Origin of the sequence: Clostridium cuniculi (assembly GCF_004353185.1) — a bacterium.
Classification (GTDB): Bacteria; Bacillota; Clostridia; order Clostridiales; family Clostridiaceae; genus Clostridium; species Clostridium cuniculi.
In genome coordinates this window covers 1-22,482 of record NZ_SMUS01000045.1, presented here as the reverse complement: position 1 = coordinate 22,482, position 22,482 = coordinate 1, and the positions used below count along the sequence as shown (strand labels likewise).

Genomic DNA, 22,482 nt, shown 5'->3' with positions numbered 1-22,482 from the left:
ATATAAATAAAAGGAGGAACAAATGGCTAAAGATTCTAACAAATCAAAAGGTCCTACAGAAAAAGTAGCAAAATCTAAAAGTGCTAAGAAAAAGCTTAAGAAAAAGCCATCGAAGATTAAACGATTTTTCAAATACTTTTTCCTTACAATCTTAATAATAGGATTATTAATCGGTGTTGTGGGTGTTGGTTATGTTGTTGCTGTTATTAAAACAACACCAGAATTAGATGTAAATGCTATTTATAATTTAAATCAACCTTCAATGTTATTTGATGATCAAGGCGAATTTATAGATGACTTACCATCTACCGAAATACGATATATTATCTCTTATGATGAGATGCCTCAAAATTTAATTAATGCTTATATTTCTATCGAAGATGAACGTTTCATGTCTCATGGCGGTATTGACGTTAAAAGAATTTTAGGTGCCGCAGTAAGAGATGTTATGGTTATACTAGGCAAACAAAATGGTATTCATGGTGCTTCTACAATAACACAACAATTAATTAAAAATACCATATTAGCTACAGAAGCTTCTGCTGAGTCAACACCACTTGACAGAATTAACAGAAAGATTAAAGAAATAGTTTTAGCAGTTCAACTAGATAAAAAATTAAGCAAAGAAGAAATAATTCGTTCTTATTTAAATACTATACCTCTTAGCGGGCATATTTATGGTGTTGAAGCTGCATCTAGATATTTCTTTGCTAAAAATGCTAAGGATTTAACATTACTTGAATGTGCTTATATTGCCGGTATCACTCAAGCGCCTACAACATATAGTGCTTATAATACTAGTGCCTCAAATTATCCAAATGGATATATTAGAAGAACTCAAACAGTATTAAGTAAAATGTTAGAACTTGGGTATATAACACAAGAAGAATTCGATACAGCTTATGCACAAGCTGAAGCAAATGATTTTAACTTCTCTAAACTAGATACTGACTATGGAGTGAATCAAGAATGGTTTGTATATCCTGCATTAGATCAGGTAAAAGAGGATTTAAAAGAAAAGTACAAGTATACTGATGAGGAAGTAAATAAACTACTAGTTAATGGTGGTTTAAAAATCTATACTACATTAAATACTGAAATGCAAAATGCTGTTCAAGAGATATTAGATGAAAGAACCAACTTACAAGTTGATGATACTTCTTCTGATCCCACAGATAGTGATGGTGTACCTAAATTACAGGCTTCTGCAACAGTAATTGACTATAAAACCGGTCAGGTAAAAGTGCTTATTGGTGGACGTGGAAATCAACCTCCAACTTCACTTAATAGAGCTTATTTTGATTTAAAATCAATTGGTTCTACAACTAAGCCTTTAACTGTTTATGGTCCAGCAATAGACACTAAGCTTATAACAGCTGGGACACCTTTAGATGATTCCTCTGTTTCATCAGAAATATTAAAGAAATATAACTTTGGAAGTGTTAACCCTAAAAATGCTGATGGTTCAATGGCAGGTTATATTACAGCAAGAGAAGCTTTAACTTATTCTAAAAACCTAACTTCTATAAAAACAGTTGATATGTTAGGTTTAGATACAGCACTTGAATATGGTGAAAGAGCTGGTTTAAAATACGCTCCTGAGTCTCATACAATGTCAGCATTAGCTCTTGGTCAGTTTGAACAACCACAAGGAAACCGTGATGGTGGAAATACAACAATTTTAGCTTCTGCATATGGTGCCTTAGGAAATAATGGTGTTATATATGAACCTTCACTTTATACAAGAGTTGAAGATGCTAGTGGTAATGTATTATTAGAAAAAGAGCCTAAGGCTACTACTCTATTCTCACCACAAACATCATATATACTTTATGATATATTAAAAGGTTCATCAACTAAAGCTCAATTTAGTGATATACCTGTAGCTGGTAAAACCGGTACAACTGATAACTCTGATAATTTCTGGTTTGCTGGAGTTACACCTTATTATTCTGGTTCTGTTTGGATTGGATATGATATCCCTCAAAAAATGTATGGTAGCAGTGGTAGCGCTGCAACATTGTTTGGAAAAGTAATGAGTGTTGTACATTCTGGATTAAGCTATACTGATATAGAAGCTCCATCTGGACTTGTTCAAGCAAAAGTTTGTAAAGATTCAGGTAAATCTCCTACAGATTTATGTTATCAAGATCAAAGAGGAAATAGAGTTAAAACAGAATACTTTATCGAAGGAACAGAGCCTAAATCAGTTTGTGATGTTCACGTAAAAGTTACTGTTAATAGCTCTAATAATAAATTAGCAACTGATAATACTCCAGCAAGACTTCTTGCGGATAGAGTATTTATTAAAAAGCCAAATGCTAATCCTAATGCTGCTGATTATCCATTTGTAGTTCCTACACAAGAAGATGATACTAAACCTGAAGAAAAGATAAAATTATCTGAAATAGGATTAAGTGCAAACATGGATTTATATGATGCTATCGTTATACTAAATAATAGAGGCATTAAATATTCATTTAAGGGCTTATCAATAACTGGATCTATTAATCCAGGAGAATATACATTAACTTCATTTACATCTGAAATAAATTCTGGTGAAACAGTTTCATTAACTGTAAAAATTACTACTAACACCCCAGATGAAAATATCGGAGCAACTCCTCCATCAGAAGAGACTCCTGATGACAATAATAATACTGATGCTAATGAAAACAACAGTAATACTGATGAACAACGAAGCAATTTTAGTGATTTATTCGACAATTTATTTGATTAATTTTTAGGCAGTCATATAAAAATGACTGCCTTTTTATATTAAATTTAAAATAAATGAATTAACTTGCAAGCAAAATTTCATTTTAATCTATTTTTATAGCCTTTTGATAAATTTAATTTCATTTTATGAATAATTTACTTTCACCTCTTGCATTATTAACACTTTTATTATATAATTTAATAAAGAACATAGTAAATTAATCAAATGATAAATATAAAAAGGGGGATATTTTATTATGGAATTTTTAAATAAACTAATACTATTAGTTAACGATTTTATATGGACTTATATTCTTATAGCTATGCTAATAGTAATAGGATTTTATTTTACTTTCAAAACAAAATTCGTTCAATTTACTAACATTAAAGAAATGTTTAGATTACTTGGAGAAGGAACTTCTTCAAAAGATAAATCTAAAAATGAAGTTTCATCTTTTCAAGCCTTTTGTATAGGTACTGCATCAAGAGTTGGGACAGGTAACTTAGCCGGTGTTGCTTCTGCTATTGCTATCGGTGGACCTGGTGCTGTATTCTGGATGTGGTTAATTGCATTAATAGGTTCAGCTTCTGCTTTTATAGAATCTACTTTAGCTCAAATTTACAAAGTTAAAGATGGAGATAGTTTTAGAGGTGGTCCTGCTTACTATATGGAAAAAGGACTAAAGAAAAAATGGATGGGAGTTATATTCTCTATTCTTATAATAATATGCTTTGGCTTTGCATTTAATTCAGTTCAATCTAATACTATCACAGCTGCATTTAATTCAGCTTTCGGTATAAATAAGTTATTCTTAGGTTCTTTAATTACAATTGCATCTGCAATTATAATCTTTGGTGGTGTTAAAAGTATCGCTAAAATTTCTAGTATAATAGTTCCTATTATGGCCGTTGCATATATATTAGTAGCATTATTTATAATCATAACAAATATTACAGAATTACCTTCAGTATTTAAAATGATTTTCTCAAATGCCTTTGGTGTTAAACAAATAATTGGTGGTGGAATAGGTGCTGCTTTATTAAATGGTATCAAAAGAGGATTATTCTCTAATGAAGCTGGTATGGGTTCCGCTCCAAACGCAGCTGCTACAGCAACAGTTTCTCATCCTGCAAAGCAAGGTTTAATTCAAACATTAGGAGTATTTACAGATACATTAATAATTTGTACTTCTACTGCATTTATAGTACTTTTATCTTCTGATACACTTGTGCAACATGCAACTACAAATAATATTGCTATTGCTGATATAGCTGGAATTGAACTTACTCAAATTGCTGTTAGTTCTCAAGTTGGTTCATGGGGACAATATTTCATTGCATTTTGTATTTTCTTCTTTGCATTTAGCTCTATTATAGGAAATTATTATTATGGAGAAACTAATATACAATTTATCTCTACAAAGAAAATCTACTTGTATATATATAGAATATTAGTTATCGCAATGGTTTTATTTGGTTCAGTAGCTTCTATGCAATTTGTTTGGAGCATAGCTGACGTATTTATGGGACTTATGGCTATCTTAAACTTAATAGCTATAGTATTATTAGGTAAGATTGCAATTAAGGCTTTACAAGATTACACAGCTCAAAAGAAAGCTGGAAAGAATCCTGTATTCTATGCTTCTTCTATTCCTGAACTTGGTGATGAAGTGGAAGAATGGAGAGAAGATGAAAAAGAAGCAATAGCATAAACTATTAAAAAGAAGTATCAAAATATTTAAATTTTGATACTTCTTTTTAACTTTCACTTTATACTCATTTTATATAATATTAATATTTTTATAATAAGTAATATTATATATCCATAATCAATTCTCTTAATTCTTCAACACTATTAACTATATAATTTGCTCCACTATTATATAATTCCTCATACTCTCCATATCCATACAAAACACCTATAGAATCTACTCCAACTTCTTTAGCTCCATAAATATCATGTTTTCTATCTCCAATCATAACAACTTCAGATAAATCTTTTATGTTATTTATTTCTAGCGCATATTGAATTACTTCACTCTTTCTAACTCTACTTCCATCAAAATTACTTCCACTTACAAAAGTAAAATACTTACTCAAATTGAAATTCTCTAATATCTTTGTTGCAAATATTGTTGGTTTTGATGTTGTAACCATTAGTACTTTATTATTCTCTTTTAATGAGATAAGTATCTCTTCAAATCCTTTATAAAGTTTATTTTCATATATTCCTCTATCTGCAAAATACTCTCTATAATACTTTATTGCTTTTTCCGCTTCATCCTCACTAAAATTATAATATTCAATAAATGAATCTTTTAATGGTGGTCCTATAAACTTACAAAGCTCATTTAAATTATCCACTTTAATTTCAAATTTATTTAATGCATATGCAACTGACTTTGTTATTCCTTCCTTTGGATCAATAATTGTACCATCTAAATCAAATAATATATACTTCTTCATCTCCGAATCCCCCTTACTAACTTACATAAAAAATCACTATAAGTAAGTATCTACTTATAGTGATTCACTTTATATTATTCCAACTATTTCGTTAATATCTTTAATTCCTTGTGACTTACAGAAAGCTTCCATTTCTTCAATGATCTCTTTACCTGCCATTGGATTAAAGAAGTTAACAGTTCCTATTTGAACAGCTCTTGCACCAGCCATCATAAATTCTATAGCATCTAATCCTGTTGTAATACCACCTAAACCTATTACTGGTATTTCTACAGCTTTAGCTACCTCATGAACCATTCTTAAAGCTACAGGCTTAACAGCTGGACCAGATACCCCAGCATATACATTATTAAATACCGCTTTTCTCTTATATGGATCTATTGCTAATCCTTTTAATGTATTAATAAGAGATAATGAATCTGCTCCTGCTTCTTGACATTTTATAGCCATATCAACAATATCTTCAGCATTAGGTGATAACTTAACCATTAAAGGTTTATCTACTATAGCTTTAGCTTTTTTAACAACATCATACGCTACTTCTGATTTAATTCCAAAAGCCATTCCTCCTGACTTTACATTAGGACATGATATATTAAGCTCTATCATATCTATATCAGTTCCTCTAAGCTTTTCTAATGCTATTTCATAGTCTTCCATGCATCCTCCACCAACATTTGCAATAATGTTAGTACCTAGCTCTTTCATCTTTGGAAGTTCTTCTACTATAAATCTATCTATCCCTGGATTTTGAAGACCAACTGAGTTCATCATTCCTGATGGAGTTTCAAAGACCCTTATTCCATCATTACCAGCTTTTTCGTTTAGTGTTAATCCTTTAGAAGAAATACCACCTAAAATTCCTACATCATAAAAATTATTGTACTCTGCTCCAAAACCAAAGGTTCCTGATGCTGCTATTACTGGGTTTTTGAAATCTAATCCATTTATATTAACTTTTAACATTTTATCTTCTCCTTTGGTTTATTATAATTCTACATAGTATCCATCGAATACTGGACCATCTTTACATGTTCTTTTATTTCCATCTTTAGTTTTACAAGTACACACAAGGCAAGCCCCTACTCCACAAGCCATATGTTTTTCCATAGAAACATATACTTTAACTTGCTTTTCTTTACACATTTCAACTACTCTCTTCATCATTATTTCTGGTCCACAGCAAAGTACTGTATCATATTTATCTAAATCTAAAATTTCAGTTACAAATCCTTTATGTCCATGTTTACCAGTATTAGTTGAAACATATGCCTCATCAACATATTCTTTTATTTCATCTATTAAGTATATATCATCTCTGAACCCTGCATAAAGATCCATCTTAATATCATTTCTGTTTTGTCTTAACTTTTTAGATACTTCAAGCATTGGAGCTGTTCCTATTCCTCCACTTACTAATGCAACTCTACCTAAATCATCAGTTACATTAAAGCCATTTCCAAGGGGACCATTTAAACTTATTGAATCTCCAACCTTTAAAGTTGCAAATTCCTTAGTTCCTGCTCCAACTACTGCATATACAAAAGTTAAAGTTTCTCCATTTGTTTCACAGACACTTATTGGTCTTGGAAGTAATGTAGCTCCATTATGCTTTAACATATAAAATTGTCCTGCTTTAGCCTCATTTTTATCCTCTACAACCATTTTATATATTCCATTTTGAATTTCTTCATTTAATAATATTTTACCTTGTGTGTACTTCATAAATTCTTTTCCTCCTAAAGGTTATTAACTGCGTCTCTTATTTCATCTCTCATTCTAATAGCTTCTCTTCTTGCACAAGCCGCAAATTCTGTTGGTTTATTTTCTTTTTTATAAGCTAAAAGAATTGCTCTTGATGAATTTACTACTCCACCATTTCCATCTCTTAAGTATAAAGCTACATCTTCAGCTTTTCCACCTTGAGCTCCATAGCCAGGAATTAAGAAGAACATATCTTTATATCTTTCTCTTATTTCTTTACCTTCTTCAACATGAGTACATCCTATAACTCCACCTATTGCAGAATATCCACACTCACCTTTAACATTTTCGCCCATCTTAGTAAGCTTATCTCCTACAACCTTATAAACCTTACTACCATCTTTAGTATCTATATTCTCAATATCTTCAGCTCCTGGATTTGAAGTTCTTACTAGTACGAATACTCCCTTATTTCCACTTTCCATATAAGGCATATACGGTTCTATACTATCCATTCCCATATAAGGACTTAAAGTTATGAAATCAGCTTCAAAGTCACCACTAAAATGTCCCTTTGCATATTGAGTAGCTGTCGCCATTATATCTCCTCTTTTTATATCAGCAACTATAATAGCATCTTTTTCTCTTAAATAATCTAATGTTTTCTTATATGCTATAAGTCCTGCTAACCCTAAAGCTTCATAATATGCAATTTGAACTTTATAACAAGCTACAACATCTAAAGTTTCATCTATAATAGCCTTATTATATTCAAATATTGCCTCTTCTATAGATTTCTCTTCTAAAACATGTTCTGGTATGTATTCAACAGCTGTATCTAATCCTAAACAAACTACTCCTCTTTCTTCAACTCTTTTATATAATTTATCCATTATTAAACTTTTCATAAACTTTACGCACCTTTCAACTTCTTGTTATTTTCCTATATATATTTGCTAAATGCTATATATTAGCTTTCCACCTTTTATAGTCATTATTACTTCTCCAAAGTATTTTCTTCCATGGAATGGAGTGTTTTTACCCTTTGAAGCAAATTTTTCTTTATCAATAACTATTTCTTTATTTAAATCAACTAATACTAAGTCCCCATCTTTCCCTATAGTAATACTACCTTTATTCATACCTAAAATTTTAGCTGGATTTCTTGACATTAACTCACTTAACTTATTTATAGAAATTCCATTTTTCTTTACAAGCTCTGTATAGCAAATACTAAATGCAGTTTCAATTCCAACCATTCCTGGTGATCCTTTTGCCTTATCTTCTTCAGTATGTGGTGCATGATCAGTTCCTATACAATCTACAGTACCATCTTTAATACCTTCAATTATAGCATTTACATCCTCTTTTTCTCTTATTGGAGGATTTACTCTATAATTACTTTCTTCAGTAGTTAAAGCAATATGGTGTGGTGTTACTTCACAAGTTACATTAGAACCTTCTTTTTTAGCTCTTCTTATTGCCTCAATAGATTCTATTGTACTTACATGTGCCATATGAAGTCTTGCTTTTGTTACTTTAGCTAAATATAAATCTCTTATTGTCATTAAGTCCTCTGCTATTCTCATATCAATCTTAGAGAATGTTTTATCTTCTGCATGAGACATAACTATCCAATTATTTTTCTTAGCTTTTTCCATAGCTTTCATCATTATGCTAGAATCCATTACTCCAACACCATCATCAGTTATTGCAACTAATTCTTTATCATCATCAAAAGCATTTAAATGTTCTATAGATTTACCACCAAAGTTTTCTGTTATTGAAACACATTGATGTACATCTATTAGTCTTATTTCTTTAGCTTTATTTCTTACATACTCAACAACTTCTTTAGTTGAACATATAGGATTTGTATTACCCATTAGACAAACCCCTGTATATCCTCCTTTAGCTGCTGCTCTTGAACCACTTTCCATATCCTCTTTATATGTTAAACCAGGATCCCTAAAATGTGCATGAGTATCTATAAATGAAGGCATTAAAGTTAAACCTTTTGCATCTATTATATCTATTCCCTCTTTGTTTATTTCTTTTCCAATTTCAGTTATTATTCCATCTATGATTAATATATCTCCACAAAAGCTTTCATAAGCATCTATCATATTAGCATTCTTTATTAGTAAGTTCATATATTTACACCTCGCTAGGATTTACTATCTGTTCACAATATTCACATTTATAACTTCCTTTTTCTCTATCAACTAATCTAAAGTTATGAGGTATATATTTTTCTTGTGAAGTTATACAGCTTGGATTTTTACATATTAATATGTCCTGAATTCTCTCTGGCAATTCTGGTTTTATTTTATTAACTATTACTTCATTTCTAACTTCATTTATAGTAATGCCTGGAGATAATAATCCAAGTACAGTATAGTTTATTTCTTCACTATTCTCTATTTTTATTATGTCTTTTTTCCCCATCTTTTTGCTATCTGCATTTATTATTAATGCAACTTGATGTCCTAATTTATCTAGGTGCAAATATCTAAATATTTTAACTCCCATTCCAGCCTTTATATGATCTAACATGAATCCATTTTTTATACTAGTTATTTGTAGCATTTACATTACCCCCAGTAACTTAACTATTAAAGCCATTCTTACATACATTCCATACTCAGCTTGCTTAAAGTAAACTGCTCTTTTATCATCATCTACTTCTGTAGCAATTTCATTTACTCTAGGAAGTGGATGCATTACAATCATATCTTCTTTTGCTTTCGCCATTTTCTCATTATCTAATATATAAGAATCCTTTAGTCTTAAATATTCTTCTTCATTAAAGAATCTTTCCTTTTGAATTCTTGTCATATATAGAATATCTAATTCATCTATTACTTCTTCTATATTTTCTACTTCTTTAAATGAAATATTATTTCTTTTTAATACTTCTTCTCTAATATATTCTGGTATTACAAGTTCTTTTGGAGATATAAGAACAAATTCTGTTCCTTCATATCTAGACATAGCAGCAATTAATGATTGTACTGTACGTCCATTTTTTAAATCTCCACAAAGACCAATTTTATGTCCTTCTAAAGTTCCTTTTTGTGATTTTATAGTTAATAGATCTGTTAATGTTTGAGTTGGATGTTGATGTCCACCATCTCCTGCATTAATAACTGGTACTGATGAATACATACTTGCAACCTTTGCTGATCCTTCTTTAGGATGTCTCATTGCAATTATGTCTGAATAGATAGAAACCATTCTTATAGTGTCTGCTAATGTTTCACCTTTTGCGCTTGAAGTAGAGTTTGGCTCTGAAAATCCTAGGATTTTACCACCTAACCTCATCATTGCAGCTTCAAAGCTAAACCTTGTCCTTGTGCTTGGCTCATAAAAAAGTGTTGCTAAGATTTGCCCATCACAGATATGTGAAAATTCTTTTGGATTTGAAATTATTTTTTCTGCTAATTCGAATATTCCATTAAGTTCTTCTTTAGAAAAGTCCATTGGACTTATTAAATGTTTATTTTTCATTTATTGTCACTCCTTTTTAACATCACAGTGTTAAATTTAAAGAATACAAAAAACCTTCCTTAATAATATAAGGAAGGTATAGTAATCTTATAATATGGGTATTATTACAACTTCCTTATGAATCTCTCGGATTCCTTTAAAGGTTCTTTCTGTTAGAATATCACTTCATTAAAAATTTGTCAATATTTTTAATTCCAATTATTCATTACACCATCCCACATCATTTTACCACATTTAGCTAAAGATACTGTTCCATATACACTATTAGGTATATCTTGGGATAAAACAGTAAATACAAATTTTCCTTTTGGTAATTCTAAATATGCTGTATCATTTTCAACACCTTTTTTATCACCTGTTTTGCTGGATATTTCAATCTTTAAATCATCAGGAATATATAGAGCTAATTTATTTTTTATTTGCTGCCTTCTTAAAATATCTATAAGCATTTGACCATTATCTTTACTTAAGAAGGTTCCATTAGATAGGTGTTTCCATATTTTTGATAAATCATAAGCTGTTGTTATGTTTTCAATATCTGTTATATCCGTTCTTTCATCATTTGTCTTTCTATTTAATCTAGTATTCTTTAAGCCCACTGCTATGATATCTTCATTTATTTGCTCCATTCCAACTATATCAATAATTTTATTAGCAGCTGTATTATCACTTTGAATTAACATTATTACCATAAGCTCAAAGACTGTATATTCTCTTTCATTAAATTCATGGATTATCCCCGTTCCATAAACTTTATCTGAAGTTTGTATCTTTATCTTATCCATAAAATCAACTTTTTTATCTTCAACTGCCTTTATTAATGAAACAGCAATCGGAAGTTTCATACATCCAGCAGCTGTCATAGAAACGTTTTCATTGTATCCATACACATATCCACTTTTCAAATCTTCAAAGAAGAAACTATATTTCCCAATTCTTGATTCTAAATACTTCTTTATTTCTTTCATAATACCCTCCTAAATCCACTGATTCAAATATTTCTTTTACTTTAATATAAGTATAACATATTGTCAGAATATTTTGAAGTATTCCATTTAATTTTTTCCATTATTCTATATATATAAAAATAGTGGTAAGCTTTTAATATAGACTTTAGCACGCTTAAGCTTCTTTCTATATTATTCCCCCTTACCACTAATAATATTTAAAATATTAACTATTTATTCAGCAAAAGTAATACCAATTTTCTTAGCAACTTGTACTAATTCTCCATCAATATTAACATTTTTAGTTTTTTGTCCAATTACATTTTCTAAACTATCACTACTTATTGTATCACCTTTTAAACAAACCATTTCTCCAAACTTACCATCTATCATAAGCTCAACAGCTGCAACTCCATATCTTGTTGATAGTATTCTATCATATGTTGAGGTATTTCCACCTCTTTGTACATGACCTAATACCGTGCATCTAACTTCATGATCTTTAATAAGTTTTTCTAAGTCACCTGCAAGCTTATTACCTATTCCTCCTAATCTTATAGGATCTGGACTATCTGCAACAATCTTTGCTACTACAACCTCTCCATCTTTAGGTCTTGCACCTTCTGATACAACTATAATAGTAAAGTTTTTACCTTGTTCTTCTCTCTCTTTTACTTTTTCAGCAATCTTATTAATATCATATGGAATTTCTGGTAAAAGAATAATATCTGCTGAACCTGCTATTCCTGCTTCTAAAGCTATCCATCCAGCATTCCTTCCCATTACCTCACATAACATAATTCTATGATGTGATTCTGCAGTTGTATGAAGTCTATCTAAAGCTTCTGTTACTACATCAATTGCAGTATTAAATCCAAATGTTACATCTGTTGATGCTAAATCATTATCTATAGTTTTAGGAACTCCTATTACTTTAACACCTTTTCTTGCAAAATCTCTTGCCGATGTTAATGTACCATCTCCCCCTATAACAACTAATACGTCAACCCCTTCTTTTTTTAAATTTTCTACTGCAACGTCAGAAACATCTTTTTTTACTAACTCACCATTTTCTTCAACTAGGTAATCGAACAAATTATCTTTATTTGAACTATAAAGGATAGTACCTCCTCTATGTAATATTCCTGATACCGTATCCAATGTTAAATGAATAAAATCATTATTATATAAACCTCTATATCCAAACTTATAGCCAATTACTTCAATTCCATAGTTTAATATTGCTGTTCTTGTTACCGCTCTTATTACTGCATTTAAGCCTGGACAATCCCCACCACCTGTTAATAAAGCTATTTTTTTAATTTTTTGTTCCATTTGAAAATTCCTCCCTACCCCATTATCTAATAATTTTTCAGCATTTTCCCCAGTTAAATTTCTTATTATTACATTGTTGTTCATAAAATTCTGAATATTTATTCTTATATTATAATACCATAAATTAAAATATCTGGAAAGTATTTTTTAACTCTTACTTTTCAACTAATAAAAAAAAAGATAGATTTAAAAAATCTATCTTTTTTATTAATATTTATTCATTTTTTTACTAATATACTAATTCTAAATTATCAAGATTAATAGCTATGCTTTCATCATTGACATACTTATCATATACTTTCTTAATTGCTTCATAGTTCCTTGTAATCAAATCTTTTAAGTCTTGATCCAAATCACTTGGCATATCATTATATGCAGATTCTATATTAGAATATCCTCTCCATATATCTTTATCTACCATTACATAATAGCAAGCAGCATTATTAAGTGATAAAACATCATTTTCATTTAATGAATATGCTTTTCTTATACTTTCGATTGCTTCATCATAATCTTTATTATTAAAATATACAGTTCCTAAAGTTCTATAATATTTATAATTATTTTTATTTATTGATATTGCTTTCTTTAAATCTTTAATAGCTTCATCAGTATTTTCCATAGCTAAATCAACAAAAGCTAAATTATAGTATAATGCATCTTCATCTTTGTTTAATGATAATACAAAATTAAATGTTTCCTTAGCCTTATCATAATTTTGTAAATCATTTTCGTATATTTTACCTATACTTGTAATTAAATTATAATTAAATGGCTCATTATATATAGCTGTTCTAAAATATCCTTCAACTTTATCTGAATTTTCTGTTGCAATTAATATTTTAGGAATTAAAATACCAAATGTATTTTCATATTCAGGATTAGCTACAATTGCAGCATTACAAGCCTCTAAAGCTTTATCATATTGCCCTTTCTTATAATAATTCCAAGCTTCTACATAATTATATACGTATGAATCTTTATCTAAATTATCAACATCTATATTATTATTAATTTCATCAATTATACTTTCTGTTAAATCCATATTTGATTCATCTAATGCATTAATTTCCTCTAACCAAACTTGATATGCTTCTTCCTTTGGATTTTCCTCTGATAATTTATTTATTTCATTTAATAATTTACTTTTATCAAATTCACAAGTTTCCATTATAACGTCAAAAGATTTAATTTCATTTTTATCTAAATTATAAGATTTCTTTAAATTATCTAATCCATCCTCATAATTTCCTAACATAATTTGCATTTTAGCTAAGACAGCCAAATCATAAGCACTTTCATCATCTACAGGATATAAATCAACAATTTCCTTTGCTGACTGAGTATCTCCATTAGCTAGATATACTGCAAACATAGTTTTTAATAATGGTTTATATGTACTATATGTAGTTAAGTAATATTCTCCTAAACTTTCTGCTTGATCTAACTCATTATTTATATAGAAAGTAAATACAACTTTATTAATTAACTCTTTATCTTGTTCTATGTATTTATCTTCATTTTCTAACATTACCTTATCTCTTTTTACTATAGCTTCTCTTAACAAACTATCTGCCTGCGCTATATCACCCTTTACAGAATATACTTCTGCCGCTTTAACAGTCCATATTGGCCAAATATCATCATTTTGCATTAACATGTACTCATTAATAGCATCATCAAACTTACCATCGTAATAATATTGTTCAGCTTTATTATTACTTATTGTTACTGTTTTATCTCCCATTATAAGCTGTATTGACATTAAAACTATAAATGCAAAAACTATTGAAAGAACTAAAGTTACTATTGATCCTATATATTTATTTTCTTTATTTACTTCTTTATTTTCCTTTAAGGAGTGGTTTTTCTTTCTTTCCATAAATCCTCCATATTGGTTTAATATTTTTATTATGTGTTATAATTTTATCAAAAATAATATGAATTTTCAATTATTTATTAAAAAAACAAAAAATATTGTAAAATTATGCTTATAAAATAATAAATTAAGAGTTAAAAGCTTTGAATTTAAGCTTTTAACTCTTAATCATATTTCTTTCTCTTTTAATTGTATACATTATCTTTTTTTATAAGCTTATTTTCAATAACTGCTACTACTTCATACATTATAAAAGCTATAACTGACAAAATAACTATACTCATCATTACCATATCTAATTGTGCTATTTGTCCACCATATATAATTAAGAAACCAAGCCCTTCTCTAGCAACTAAGAACTCTCCCATAATTACTCCTACCCAAGACAAGCCCACATTTATCTTTAGAGCTGATATTATAACAGGAATACATGCTGGGAAAATTAAATATCTTAATGTTTGCCACTTACTGGCTCTGAATGTTTTCATTAACAATATTCTACCCTTATCCACTTCTTTAAACCCTGTCAAAACACTTATTATAGTTGTGACTATTGAAATCAATAAGGCAATAGCTATAATAGCTGAAGTTCCATTTCCAACCCAAAATATAATTATAGGTGCTAATGCAACCTTAGGAAGGGCATTTAATACTACTAAATATGGGTCTAATACTTTAGATGCTGTTTCTGATGACCATAATAAAATAGCAATTATAACCCCAAGAACTGTTCCTAAGACAAACCCTAATACAGTTTCATAGCAAGTTACCCAAATATGCGTTGCTAATGTTCCTTCTTTTATAAATTCAACTAGTGATTTAACAATTCTACTAGGACTTGATGTTAAAAAGGGATCTATCCATTTTAGTTGGGCTGCAATTTCCCATAATGCAATAAATATAACTAAAATAGCTATTCTAAGAATAGTAATTTTAACTTTACTTCTCTTAATGTTTTTCAAATATAATTCATGTTCCTCATTCATTTGCATTCTCTATTTCCCCCCATAACTTTTTAAAGTAATCATTATATTCCTTCTCTTTTCTTTTATCAAATGGAGTTAAATAATCTCTTTCAAATGAAATTCTTACATCATCTTTTATAGTGGCAGGTCTAGCACTTAAAACTATTACTCTTTTAGACATTGTTATGGCCTCACCTAAATCATGAGTGACCATTATTGCAGTTTTACCTTCTTTTTTTATTATTTCTGCTACATCATCCGTAACCTTTAACCTACTTTGATAATCTAAAGCTGAAAAAGGCTCATCTAATAGTAATACTTCTGGTTTTAATGCTAGCGTTCTTATAAGTGCTACTCTTTGTCTCATTCCTCCTGACAATTCACTTGGTTTATGATTTGCAAATTTCTCTAATCCATAGTTTTTTAATAATTCACATGCAAATTCTCTATTTTCATTTGTATATATTTTTTTTATTTTCAAACCTAACATTATATTTTCTCTTACTGTCAACCATGGAAATAAAAAATCCTTTTGGAACATATAACCCATTTTATCTAAATTATTTTTAACTTCTGGATCATTATATTTAACTTCTCCTGAAGAAGGTTGTAAAAGTCCACTAATTATATTTAATAATGTGGATTTGCCACATCCTGATGGACCAATTATACTTATAAATTCTCCATTTTCAACTGTAAAATTTATATCTTTTAAAGCCTCTGTTACTCCATCATATTTATGATAATTCATATTTACATCTTTTATCTCTAAGAGACTCAATCTTTCCACCCCCTTTTGGTTAATTAGGAGTTAGGAGTTATATATACTGTCTTAGCAGTTTTAACCCTAACTACTAACTTCTAACTATTTTATAGCCTCATTTGCAAAATCATTATTTATAATAGTATCAAAATCTGGTCTTGTTTGTATTAGACTAGAATCATAACTTTGTATTATATCCATTAATCTATTTAATCCATCCTCACTAACAACAGGATTTTCTGAATACGCATCGATACTCTTATAATTATCAATAACTTGTGCTATTACCTTTTCATCAGTTCCTGGGAAATATGAAACTATTGATTTCGCAATTTCATCACTTGTATGTTCTTTAACCCATTGTTGTCCTTTATATATAGCATTAGTAAACTTTTGTAATACTTCTGGATTTTCATCCATATATGATTTTGTTGTATAGAAACATGTATACGCTATATTACCTGCAGATTCTCCAACAGAAGCTACAATATTTCCACCACCATCATTTTCAAGCATTGTTGCTGTAGGCTCAAATAATGCCACATAATCTCCAGTACCTGATTTAAAAGCTCCTGAAGTAGCAGTAAAATCAATATTTGTTACCATATTAACATCTGTTAATGGATCTAAGCCATTTTGTTTTAATACATATTCTAGTGCCATTTCTGGTATTCCACCTGGTCTTCCACCAATTAATTCTTTTCCTTTTAATGATGTCCACTCAAAATTCTCCTCTGCTTCTCTTCCGACTAGAAATGACCCATCTTTTTGAGTAAGTTGTCCAAACACTACTGGATAATCTTCTCTTCCTTGATTATAAATATAAACAACTTGTTCTGGACCTGAAAAACCAATATCAACATTTCCACTTAGTAATTGTTGCATTGTTTTATCATCTACATATTCTTAATAACAACAATGTTTTTTCTAAAATATCTTATGAAATTTTTAAACTTACTACTTTATTATATTTTTTATCCAACATTTACATTTGAAAATAAACTTTATATAACTTTATAATAATCTTGCATATTTTATTTTAAGGGGGATATATATGACTACAAACCAAATTAATAAAGATGATTTAATATTAAAAGTGGACTTTTCTTCTTTAGAAACCATAGACAAGTTTATTGATTTATTGAAAGATAATAATATAGAAGTTAAAACGATTGGAAGGGATGAATTTTTAATTAAATTTTAGATAAAAAAAGCTAGATACAAATTAATAGTATCTAGCTAAAATTATTTTATTTTCTAGGTATTTTAATAATGAATTCAGTAAATACATGATTACTTTCTACTTCTATAATTCCATTATTCTTTTCTACAATCTCTTTTACAATTGAAAGTCCAAACCCATTATCTTTATTTTTATTCTCTTTAGTTGAAAATCCTACTTCAAATATTTTATCAATTATCTCTTCTTTAATTTTAGGTCCATTATTTTTAATCTTTATCATATTAAAATTTAAACTATGGTATGTTTTAATTTCTATAAATCCAGTTCCATTCATAGCTGTAATTGCATTTCTCAATATATTAGATAGTACTCTTTGAAAGTCTACTTCTAACATATTGATATCATTTAAATCTATATTTTCCTTTACAATAATATCTATTCCTTCATGATTTATGCCATTAACAATATCAGATATACTAGAATTAGAGTCATTTATCATTTCACCTTCTACTAGTACTGAATTATTTCCATTAATTATATTCTTTAAAGAATCTCCTAATTTTTCATACTTTCCCATAAGATATAATCCATATAAATATGATAATTGAGAACCATAGTCATGCTTAACTTTTTGTAATTCATTAATCTTTTTTTCTAAACACTCATTTAACTTATTAATTTCCTTAGACTTTTTTTCTATTATAATAAAGTAGATTGTAATACCTATAATAAATATTCCTAATAAAATAAATATTATTTCATTAAACAAAGGATTTTCTAAATCATAAGAAGTTCTATAAAAAAACATTATAAAATCAACTACTATAGTAATAATGATTAATAAAAATATAGAGAAGTTCTTGCTTCTAACAACTCTATAAAGTTTATAAAATTTAATTCTATAATTCAATAAAAAATAAGCCATTATATACTGCGGGAAGTAAATAGATATTACAGTTGCTATTTGAATATATTTTTCAGGTATATTATTGATAATGTATCCAAAGAAAATAGTAGTACATATTATAACATTTGATACTATACATAACTGAATTATATTAAAAGCTGTTATTGCACTTACTGAATCTTTTTTAAAGATTGTTGAACATACCACCAATAATACCATATGTAAAAATATAGATCCTAAACTTGAATTCCCCATAACCATAGTTATAATTTGTATTATAACCAACAATATAAATATATATGGAATAATCTCCCTTTTATTTTTTCTATATATAGGCTTAATACAATAATTAGGCACAACTACAAACATAAGACATTGTAAAATTATATTTATTGAATCTGCTACAGTCAAAATCACTTTAATAAAACCCTACTTATCTTAGATTTTTCATTGATTCTGGCATTTCTTCATTTCCTACTGTAAATGCTGATGCTGGATTTAAATTTAAAAATACACCTGCTAACATAAATAAAAAACTTGAAAGGTATTTTTTAAATTTCATTCTAATCCCCCCTTTTTCTCTTTATATATACATTTTCCCCATAATTATATCACATTTCCATGTTATTGTAAATTTTTATTATATTTGTTATTTAGAAATTAAATACCAATATAATTATATTTTTTAAGCTCATTTTAGTTTATATATTATTGAAAATTTATAATTATCATGGTATATTATACTATATTTAAAGAGATGCTATATCACTTTAAACACTTTTCTTTATGTCGTTTTATTTGAAAAAAAGAAGTCACGCATCCATTATTGGTGACTTCTCTTTTTTTATATTTATTTTTGAGGTTATTATATATTCATATCCCTTCATGCCAATTTTCACCTCCTTTTACTTATTTGCGTATTATAGTTTATTTATATAATATAAGTCATTGATATAAAAATGGGTATTGTAGTAAATCGTAAAAAAAATGCAGTAAAAATATTCTTAAAATGAAAAAGTTAGTAAGTAAGATTTCTCCTACCTACTAGCCTTAATAATTATAATTTAGTTGTGTAAGAAAGACTTATCCAACCAGCATTTGACTTAAGTCGTCCCCAACCACTTTTTTCTTCTACTATTGTATAAACTTCATTCTTTTTAACAGTAGTGACAATAGACTAAAGATAAACTTTCATTTACAGTACTTGCATAATCCACAGTACAATTATAAACTTTATTACCTCTTTCTTTTAATAACCTTCTTACTTCTTCTCCAACTAATCTTGTGTTTTCCCCTTCCTTTATAATTCCTACTGCTCCAGTTCCAGCCCCCCTTAAAGTATGTCCATCATTTACTCCAATTTTCATTTTACATTCCTTCTTTCTTAATAATTTTTTTCATAAAAAAAAAGCTATCCTTGTTACTAAACAAAGAAAGCTTTTAAAAATTGATATAAACTATTATTTTTCTAATTCATTTACCCACTTATCATAGCAAATTCTTTTTATAATAAAGTTAACTATTCCACCTAATAGTATAAATACTATGTTTAAACATAATATTTTAAAATTAGATAAATCTACTGTAATTAATTTTACTATTAATACTGAAAGAATGGGTAATATTATTAAATATCTTTCACTCAAAGAATTTTCGTACAATTTTTCAAACGAAAAGAAATATAATAAGTTTCCTACTATTACTACTGCTATTGGATTATAAACTACATTGGGTATATATGTATAATTTGATATTACCTTACTTAAAAATATAAAAACTACTATGAATAATAAAAACAACTTCATAGTTTTTCTAAATATACTTCCCATATTGTTATCCTTTAGCATGTTCAACAAGGGCTTCGTAAGTTTGTCTACCTACATATCCATCTACTGTTAATTTATATTTTCTTTGGAATTCTTTTATTGCTGCACATGTAGATGGCCCCCAATAAGAATCAGCTTTTACATTATACCCATTTTTTTGTAGTAAAATTTGAATAGTTTTTACTTCATATCCATACTCAATATTGCCATAACCTACAACATTATTCACTTTAACCTTCGGCAATCCATTAATAGCTATTTCGCTTAAATAAGCACTTGCCACAGTTCCAGCAACCCATTTCATAACTGTAGATTTAAGTGCTTTCTTCCAAACGAATGAACCAACCGCTTTTCCGAATAAATACAGTGTTGGTAGGATTACTTTTTGCTTATCATTTACATCATATACATATTCATTATAATAATCAAAATTATTATAATAAATTGAATTGCTTAAATCTTCATTTAACAGCTCTGGATATAACAAAGGATCAACTTTATTATCTAACTGATTAAAAACTTGTGAGTAATTATTAATATTTTCATCATTATTTACAACTTGTTCCGAAACATAAATTAAAGCATTAATACTTGAATCATCAATAGTTGTTTCTGCAAAAGCTGGTATTGTATTAACTACAATAAGGAATACTAATGTTAATGCTATTTTTTTTAATAATATTTTCATATATACCTCCTTATATTTTTACTTGAAGAATATCATATAATTATTTTTTTGTGTAATTCTAAGATTATTTTTCGTTATTTTCACTTTAAGTTTCATATATTTTTTATTAACCTTCTCTTTATGACTATAATTCATATTTTTCAAATTTAAATTATAAGTATTAAATATCGACAAAATTACTGTTACAAGTAAAATTATTATTTCCAGGTATAACATAATTTTTTACTACTAAAATAGAAATCTCATATTATAACTTTAATTCCTTCTTTAAATATATTTTATAAATTAAAATTACTTCTTGATTTTTATTAATGATACTTTGTAACTTTTCCTCTCTAGCTTTACTTTCTTTTCTTGTATCTATTAGTAGCCATACAAAAGCACCGCCCATGCCCCTTGGATTACTATTGTTTTAATAAGTTCATTTTCCACAGTTTCTATCCTTTTCTCTAATCGTTTGGAGTTTTAAATATAATAAAAAAGCCTAGTTTCCTAAGCTCTTTAAGTTTTTATTTTTACAAACAATTTTTATAAATTATTAATCACTTACTTAATGATATGCTAATACAGTTTACAATCTAATTAATCTAATTTAAAAATCATCTCTAAAAAAGTTAGAAAGATTATTAGAATTTACTTTTATAACTTTTTTAGAAAGCCCTCCATGTATAAGTTTAAGAGAATCTCCCTCGTTATAGTTACAGTATTTATATACTTTAAATTTAAGTTCTCTTTTATTTACAACATCAGTAACGTATACTTCATAATATATTTTCCTTTTTCCATTTCTATTTGTTTCCTTTAATACAATTCCCGTACATTTCCCTTCAGTTTCTGAATATAATCCCAATAGTACATCTATGAAATATAAAATCTCTGAAATCATTAATATAAAAATAATAATCATCATCGGAAGAATTTCTGATGTAAATGAGGTAAAGGATTTAAAGAATATCAATATGAATATAATAATAAACCAATTAATATGTTTTATTCTTTCACTGAAGCTAACAGATACACGAGGAAAAATCATAGGCTTAATTTTCCATAACAAATTACTTTCTTCATAAGTAGGTATATTATGAAATTCTCTCCATCTTTTTTGAGTTTCAGAAAGCCCAACTTCATTAATTGCCTTGCTTTTAAACTTAAGAATATACCAATTTATATATGAGATAAACATAATTAATGAAGAAATAATTATGCTAACATTTTTTACAATAAAAACTGAAAATATCATATATCCAATAAAAACTATACCTAATAATTTCATACCAAACATTTTTTTATTAAGTTTGTCCTTTTCATCCTTAGAAAGTTCTTGTTGTTTTATAAAAAAATTAAATATACAAGATGAAAAAACTCCGAAGGTAGTAAAACCATTAAAGTCATTTACAATTTGTAACATTGAATAGGAACTCTCATAAAAAAAATATACTAAATTAGTAGCTATATTTATTAATATGGGAAATACAGCAAAAAATATAAAATCTTCAACACCTCTTTTTTCAGACCACATTTTAAGTCACCAACCTTCTAAAAATAATATAATTTATTCAAATATAATTCCTAAGATATGCTTTATTGCATC

The 22,482-nt window shown here is 28.0% G+C and carries 23 protein-coding genes; 3 read left to right on the top strand and 20 right to left on the bottom strand.

Features of this window, described 5'->3' with window-relative positions:
• Positions 1–22: 22 nt before the first annotated feature.
• Positions 23–2,740 carry a transglycosylase domain-containing protein gene (locus tag EJJ37_RS17190; RefSeq protein WP_133016717.1) on the top strand — a complete coding sequence of 906 codons (2,718 nt, stop codon included), beginning with the start codon at positions 23–25 and terminating at the stop codon, positions 2,738–2,740.
• Positions 2,741–2,975: 235 nt separating this feature from the next.
• Complete coding sequence (locus tag EJJ37_RS17185; RefSeq protein ID WP_133016716.1) at positions 2,976–4,430, top strand: alanine/glycine:cation symporter family protein; 1,455 nt, start codon at positions 2,976–2,978, stop codon at positions 4,428–4,430.
• A 103-nt stretch (positions 4,431–4,533) separates the two neighbouring features.
• On the opposite strand, the gene EJJ37_RS17180 is transcribed toward EJJ37_RS17185, so the two are convergent.
• The 13 genes from EJJ37_RS17180 to EJJ37_RS17120 form a co-directional block, all read right to left on the bottom strand.
• The gene (locus tag EJJ37_RS17180) at positions 4,534–5,184 is read right to left on the bottom strand and encodes an HAD family hydrolase (protein WP_133016715.1); all 651 of its coding nucleotides are present in this window, start codon (positions 5,182–5,184) and stop codon (positions 4,534–4,536) included.
• A 69-nt stretch (positions 5,185–5,253) separates the two neighbouring features.
• On the bottom strand, positions 5,254–6,150 hold the full coding sequence (locus tag EJJ37_RS17175; RefSeq protein WP_133016714.1) for a dihydroorotate dehydrogenase: 897 nt from the start codon (positions 6,148–6,150) through the stop codon (positions 5,254–5,256).
• Positions 6,151–6,171: 21 nt separating this feature from the next.
• Positions 6,172–6,909, bottom strand: a complete 738-nt coding sequence (locus EJJ37_RS17170) for a dihydroorotate dehydrogenase electron transfer subunit (protein WP_133016713.1) — start codon at positions 6,907–6,909, stop codon at positions 6,172–6,174.
• Positions 6,910–6,923: 14 nt separating this feature from the next.
• On the bottom strand, positions 6,924–7,796 hold the full coding sequence (pyrF, locus tag EJJ37_RS17165; RefSeq protein ID WP_133016712.1) for an orotidine-5'-phosphate decarboxylase: 873 nt from the start codon (positions 7,794–7,796) through the stop codon (positions 6,924–6,926).
• A 48-nt stretch (positions 7,797–7,844) separates the two neighbouring features.
• Positions 7,845–9,041: a dihydroorotase gene (locus EJJ37_RS17160; protein WP_133016711.1), complete on the bottom strand. Its 1,197-nt coding sequence runs from the start codon at positions 9,039–9,041 to the stop codon at positions 7,845–7,847.
• Between the two features lie 4 nt (positions 9,042–9,045).
• Entirely contained in the window at positions 9,046–9,477 is a 432-nt protein-coding gene (locus EJJ37_RS17155; protein ID WP_133016710.1) for an aspartate carbamoyltransferase regulatory subunit, read from the bottom strand.
• A complete protein-coding gene (gene pyrB, locus EJJ37_RS17150) occupies positions 9,478–10,398 on the bottom strand; it encodes an aspartate carbamoyltransferase (protein ID WP_133016709.1) in 921 nt (306 codons plus the stop codon).
• A gap of 188 nt (positions 10,399–10,586) precedes the next feature.
• The gene (locus EJJ37_RS17145) at positions 10,587–11,366 is read right to left on the bottom strand and encodes a serine hydrolase (protein WP_133016708.1); all 780 of its coding nucleotides are present in this window, start codon (positions 11,364–11,366) and stop codon (positions 10,587–10,589) included.
• Between the two features lie 213 nt (positions 11,367–11,579).
• Positions 11,580–12,680 carry a 6-phosphofructokinase gene (locus EJJ37_RS17140; protein ID WP_133016707.1) on the bottom strand — a complete coding sequence of 367 codons (1,101 nt, stop codon included), beginning with the start codon at positions 12,678–12,680 and terminating at the stop codon, positions 11,580–11,582.
• A gap of 229 nt (positions 12,681–12,909) precedes the next feature.
• On the bottom strand, positions 12,910–14,562 hold the full coding sequence (locus tag EJJ37_RS17135) for a tetratricopeptide repeat protein (RefSeq protein ID WP_133016706.1): 1,653 nt from the start codon (positions 14,560–14,562) through the stop codon (positions 12,910–12,912).
• Positions 14,563–14,744: 182 nt separating this feature from the next.
• Positions 14,745–15,545, bottom strand: a complete 801-nt coding sequence (locus EJJ37_RS17130) for an ABC transporter permease (RefSeq protein ID WP_133016725.1) — start codon at positions 15,543–15,545, stop codon at positions 14,745–14,747.
• Positions 15,538–16,305 carry an ABC transporter ATP-binding protein gene (locus tag EJJ37_RS17125; RefSeq protein WP_133016705.1) on the bottom strand — a complete coding sequence of 256 codons (768 nt, stop codon included), beginning with the start codon at positions 16,303–16,305 and terminating at the stop codon, positions 15,538–15,540. Before EJJ37_RS17125 ends, EJJ37_RS17130 begins: the two co-directional genes overlap by 8 nt.
• An 84-nt stretch (positions 16,306–16,389) precedes the next feature.
• A complete protein-coding gene (locus tag EJJ37_RS17120; RefSeq protein WP_133016704.1) occupies positions 16,390–17,172 on the bottom strand; it encodes an ABC transporter substrate-binding protein in 783 nt (260 codons plus the stop codon).
• A 169-nt stretch (positions 17,173–17,341) separates the two neighbouring features.
• Between EJJ37_RS17120 and EJJ37_RS20430 the strand changes: the two genes are divergently transcribed.
• Positions 17,342–17,491 (top strand): hypothetical protein, encoded by a 150-nt coding sequence (locus EJJ37_RS20430; RefSeq protein ID WP_166484820.1) that lies wholly within the window; start codon positions 17,342–17,344, stop codon positions 17,489–17,491.
• 46 nt (positions 17,492–17,537) lie between these two features.
• On the opposite strand, the gene EJJ37_RS17115 is transcribed toward EJJ37_RS20430, so the two are convergent.
• From EJJ37_RS17115 to EJJ37_RS17090, 7 genes are all read right to left on the bottom strand, one after another.
• Positions 17,538–18,794, bottom strand: coding sequence for a sensor histidine kinase (locus EJJ37_RS17115; protein WP_243124914.1), 1,257 nt, complete (start codon positions 18,792–18,794; stop codon positions 17,538–17,540).
• Between the two features lie 16 nt (positions 18,795–18,810).
• The gene (locus EJJ37_RS21050; RefSeq protein WP_275547961.1) at positions 18,811–18,939 is read right to left on the bottom strand and encodes a hypothetical protein; all 129 of its coding nucleotides are present in this window, start codon (positions 18,937–18,939) and stop codon (positions 18,811–18,813) included.
• A 595-nt stretch (positions 18,940–19,534) separates the two neighbouring features.
• Positions 19,535–19,744: a hypothetical protein gene (locus EJJ37_RS17110; protein ID WP_133016703.1), complete on the bottom strand. Its 210-nt coding sequence runs from the start codon at positions 19,742–19,744 to the stop codon at positions 19,535–19,537.
• Positions 19,745–19,837: 93 nt separating this feature from the next.
• Entirely contained in the window at positions 19,838–20,206 is a 369-nt protein-coding gene (locus EJJ37_RS17105; RefSeq protein ID WP_133016702.1) for a hypothetical protein, read from the bottom strand.
• Between the two features lie 4 nt (positions 20,207–20,210).
• A complete protein-coding gene (locus EJJ37_RS20725) occupies positions 20,211–20,891 on the bottom strand; it encodes a peptidoglycan-binding domain-containing protein (protein WP_204596867.1) in 681 nt (226 codons plus the stop codon).
• 247 nt (positions 20,892–21,138) lie between these two features.
• Complete coding sequence (locus EJJ37_RS17095; protein ID WP_243124913.1) at positions 21,139–21,282, bottom strand: hypothetical protein; 144 nt, start codon at positions 21,280–21,282, stop codon at positions 21,139–21,141.
• Between the two features lie 201 nt (positions 21,283–21,483).
• Positions 21,484–22,410: a hypothetical protein gene (locus EJJ37_RS17090; protein WP_133016701.1), complete on the bottom strand. Its 927-nt coding sequence runs from the start codon at positions 22,408–22,410 to the stop codon at positions 21,484–21,486.
• Positions 22,411–22,482: the final 72 nt, after the last annotated feature.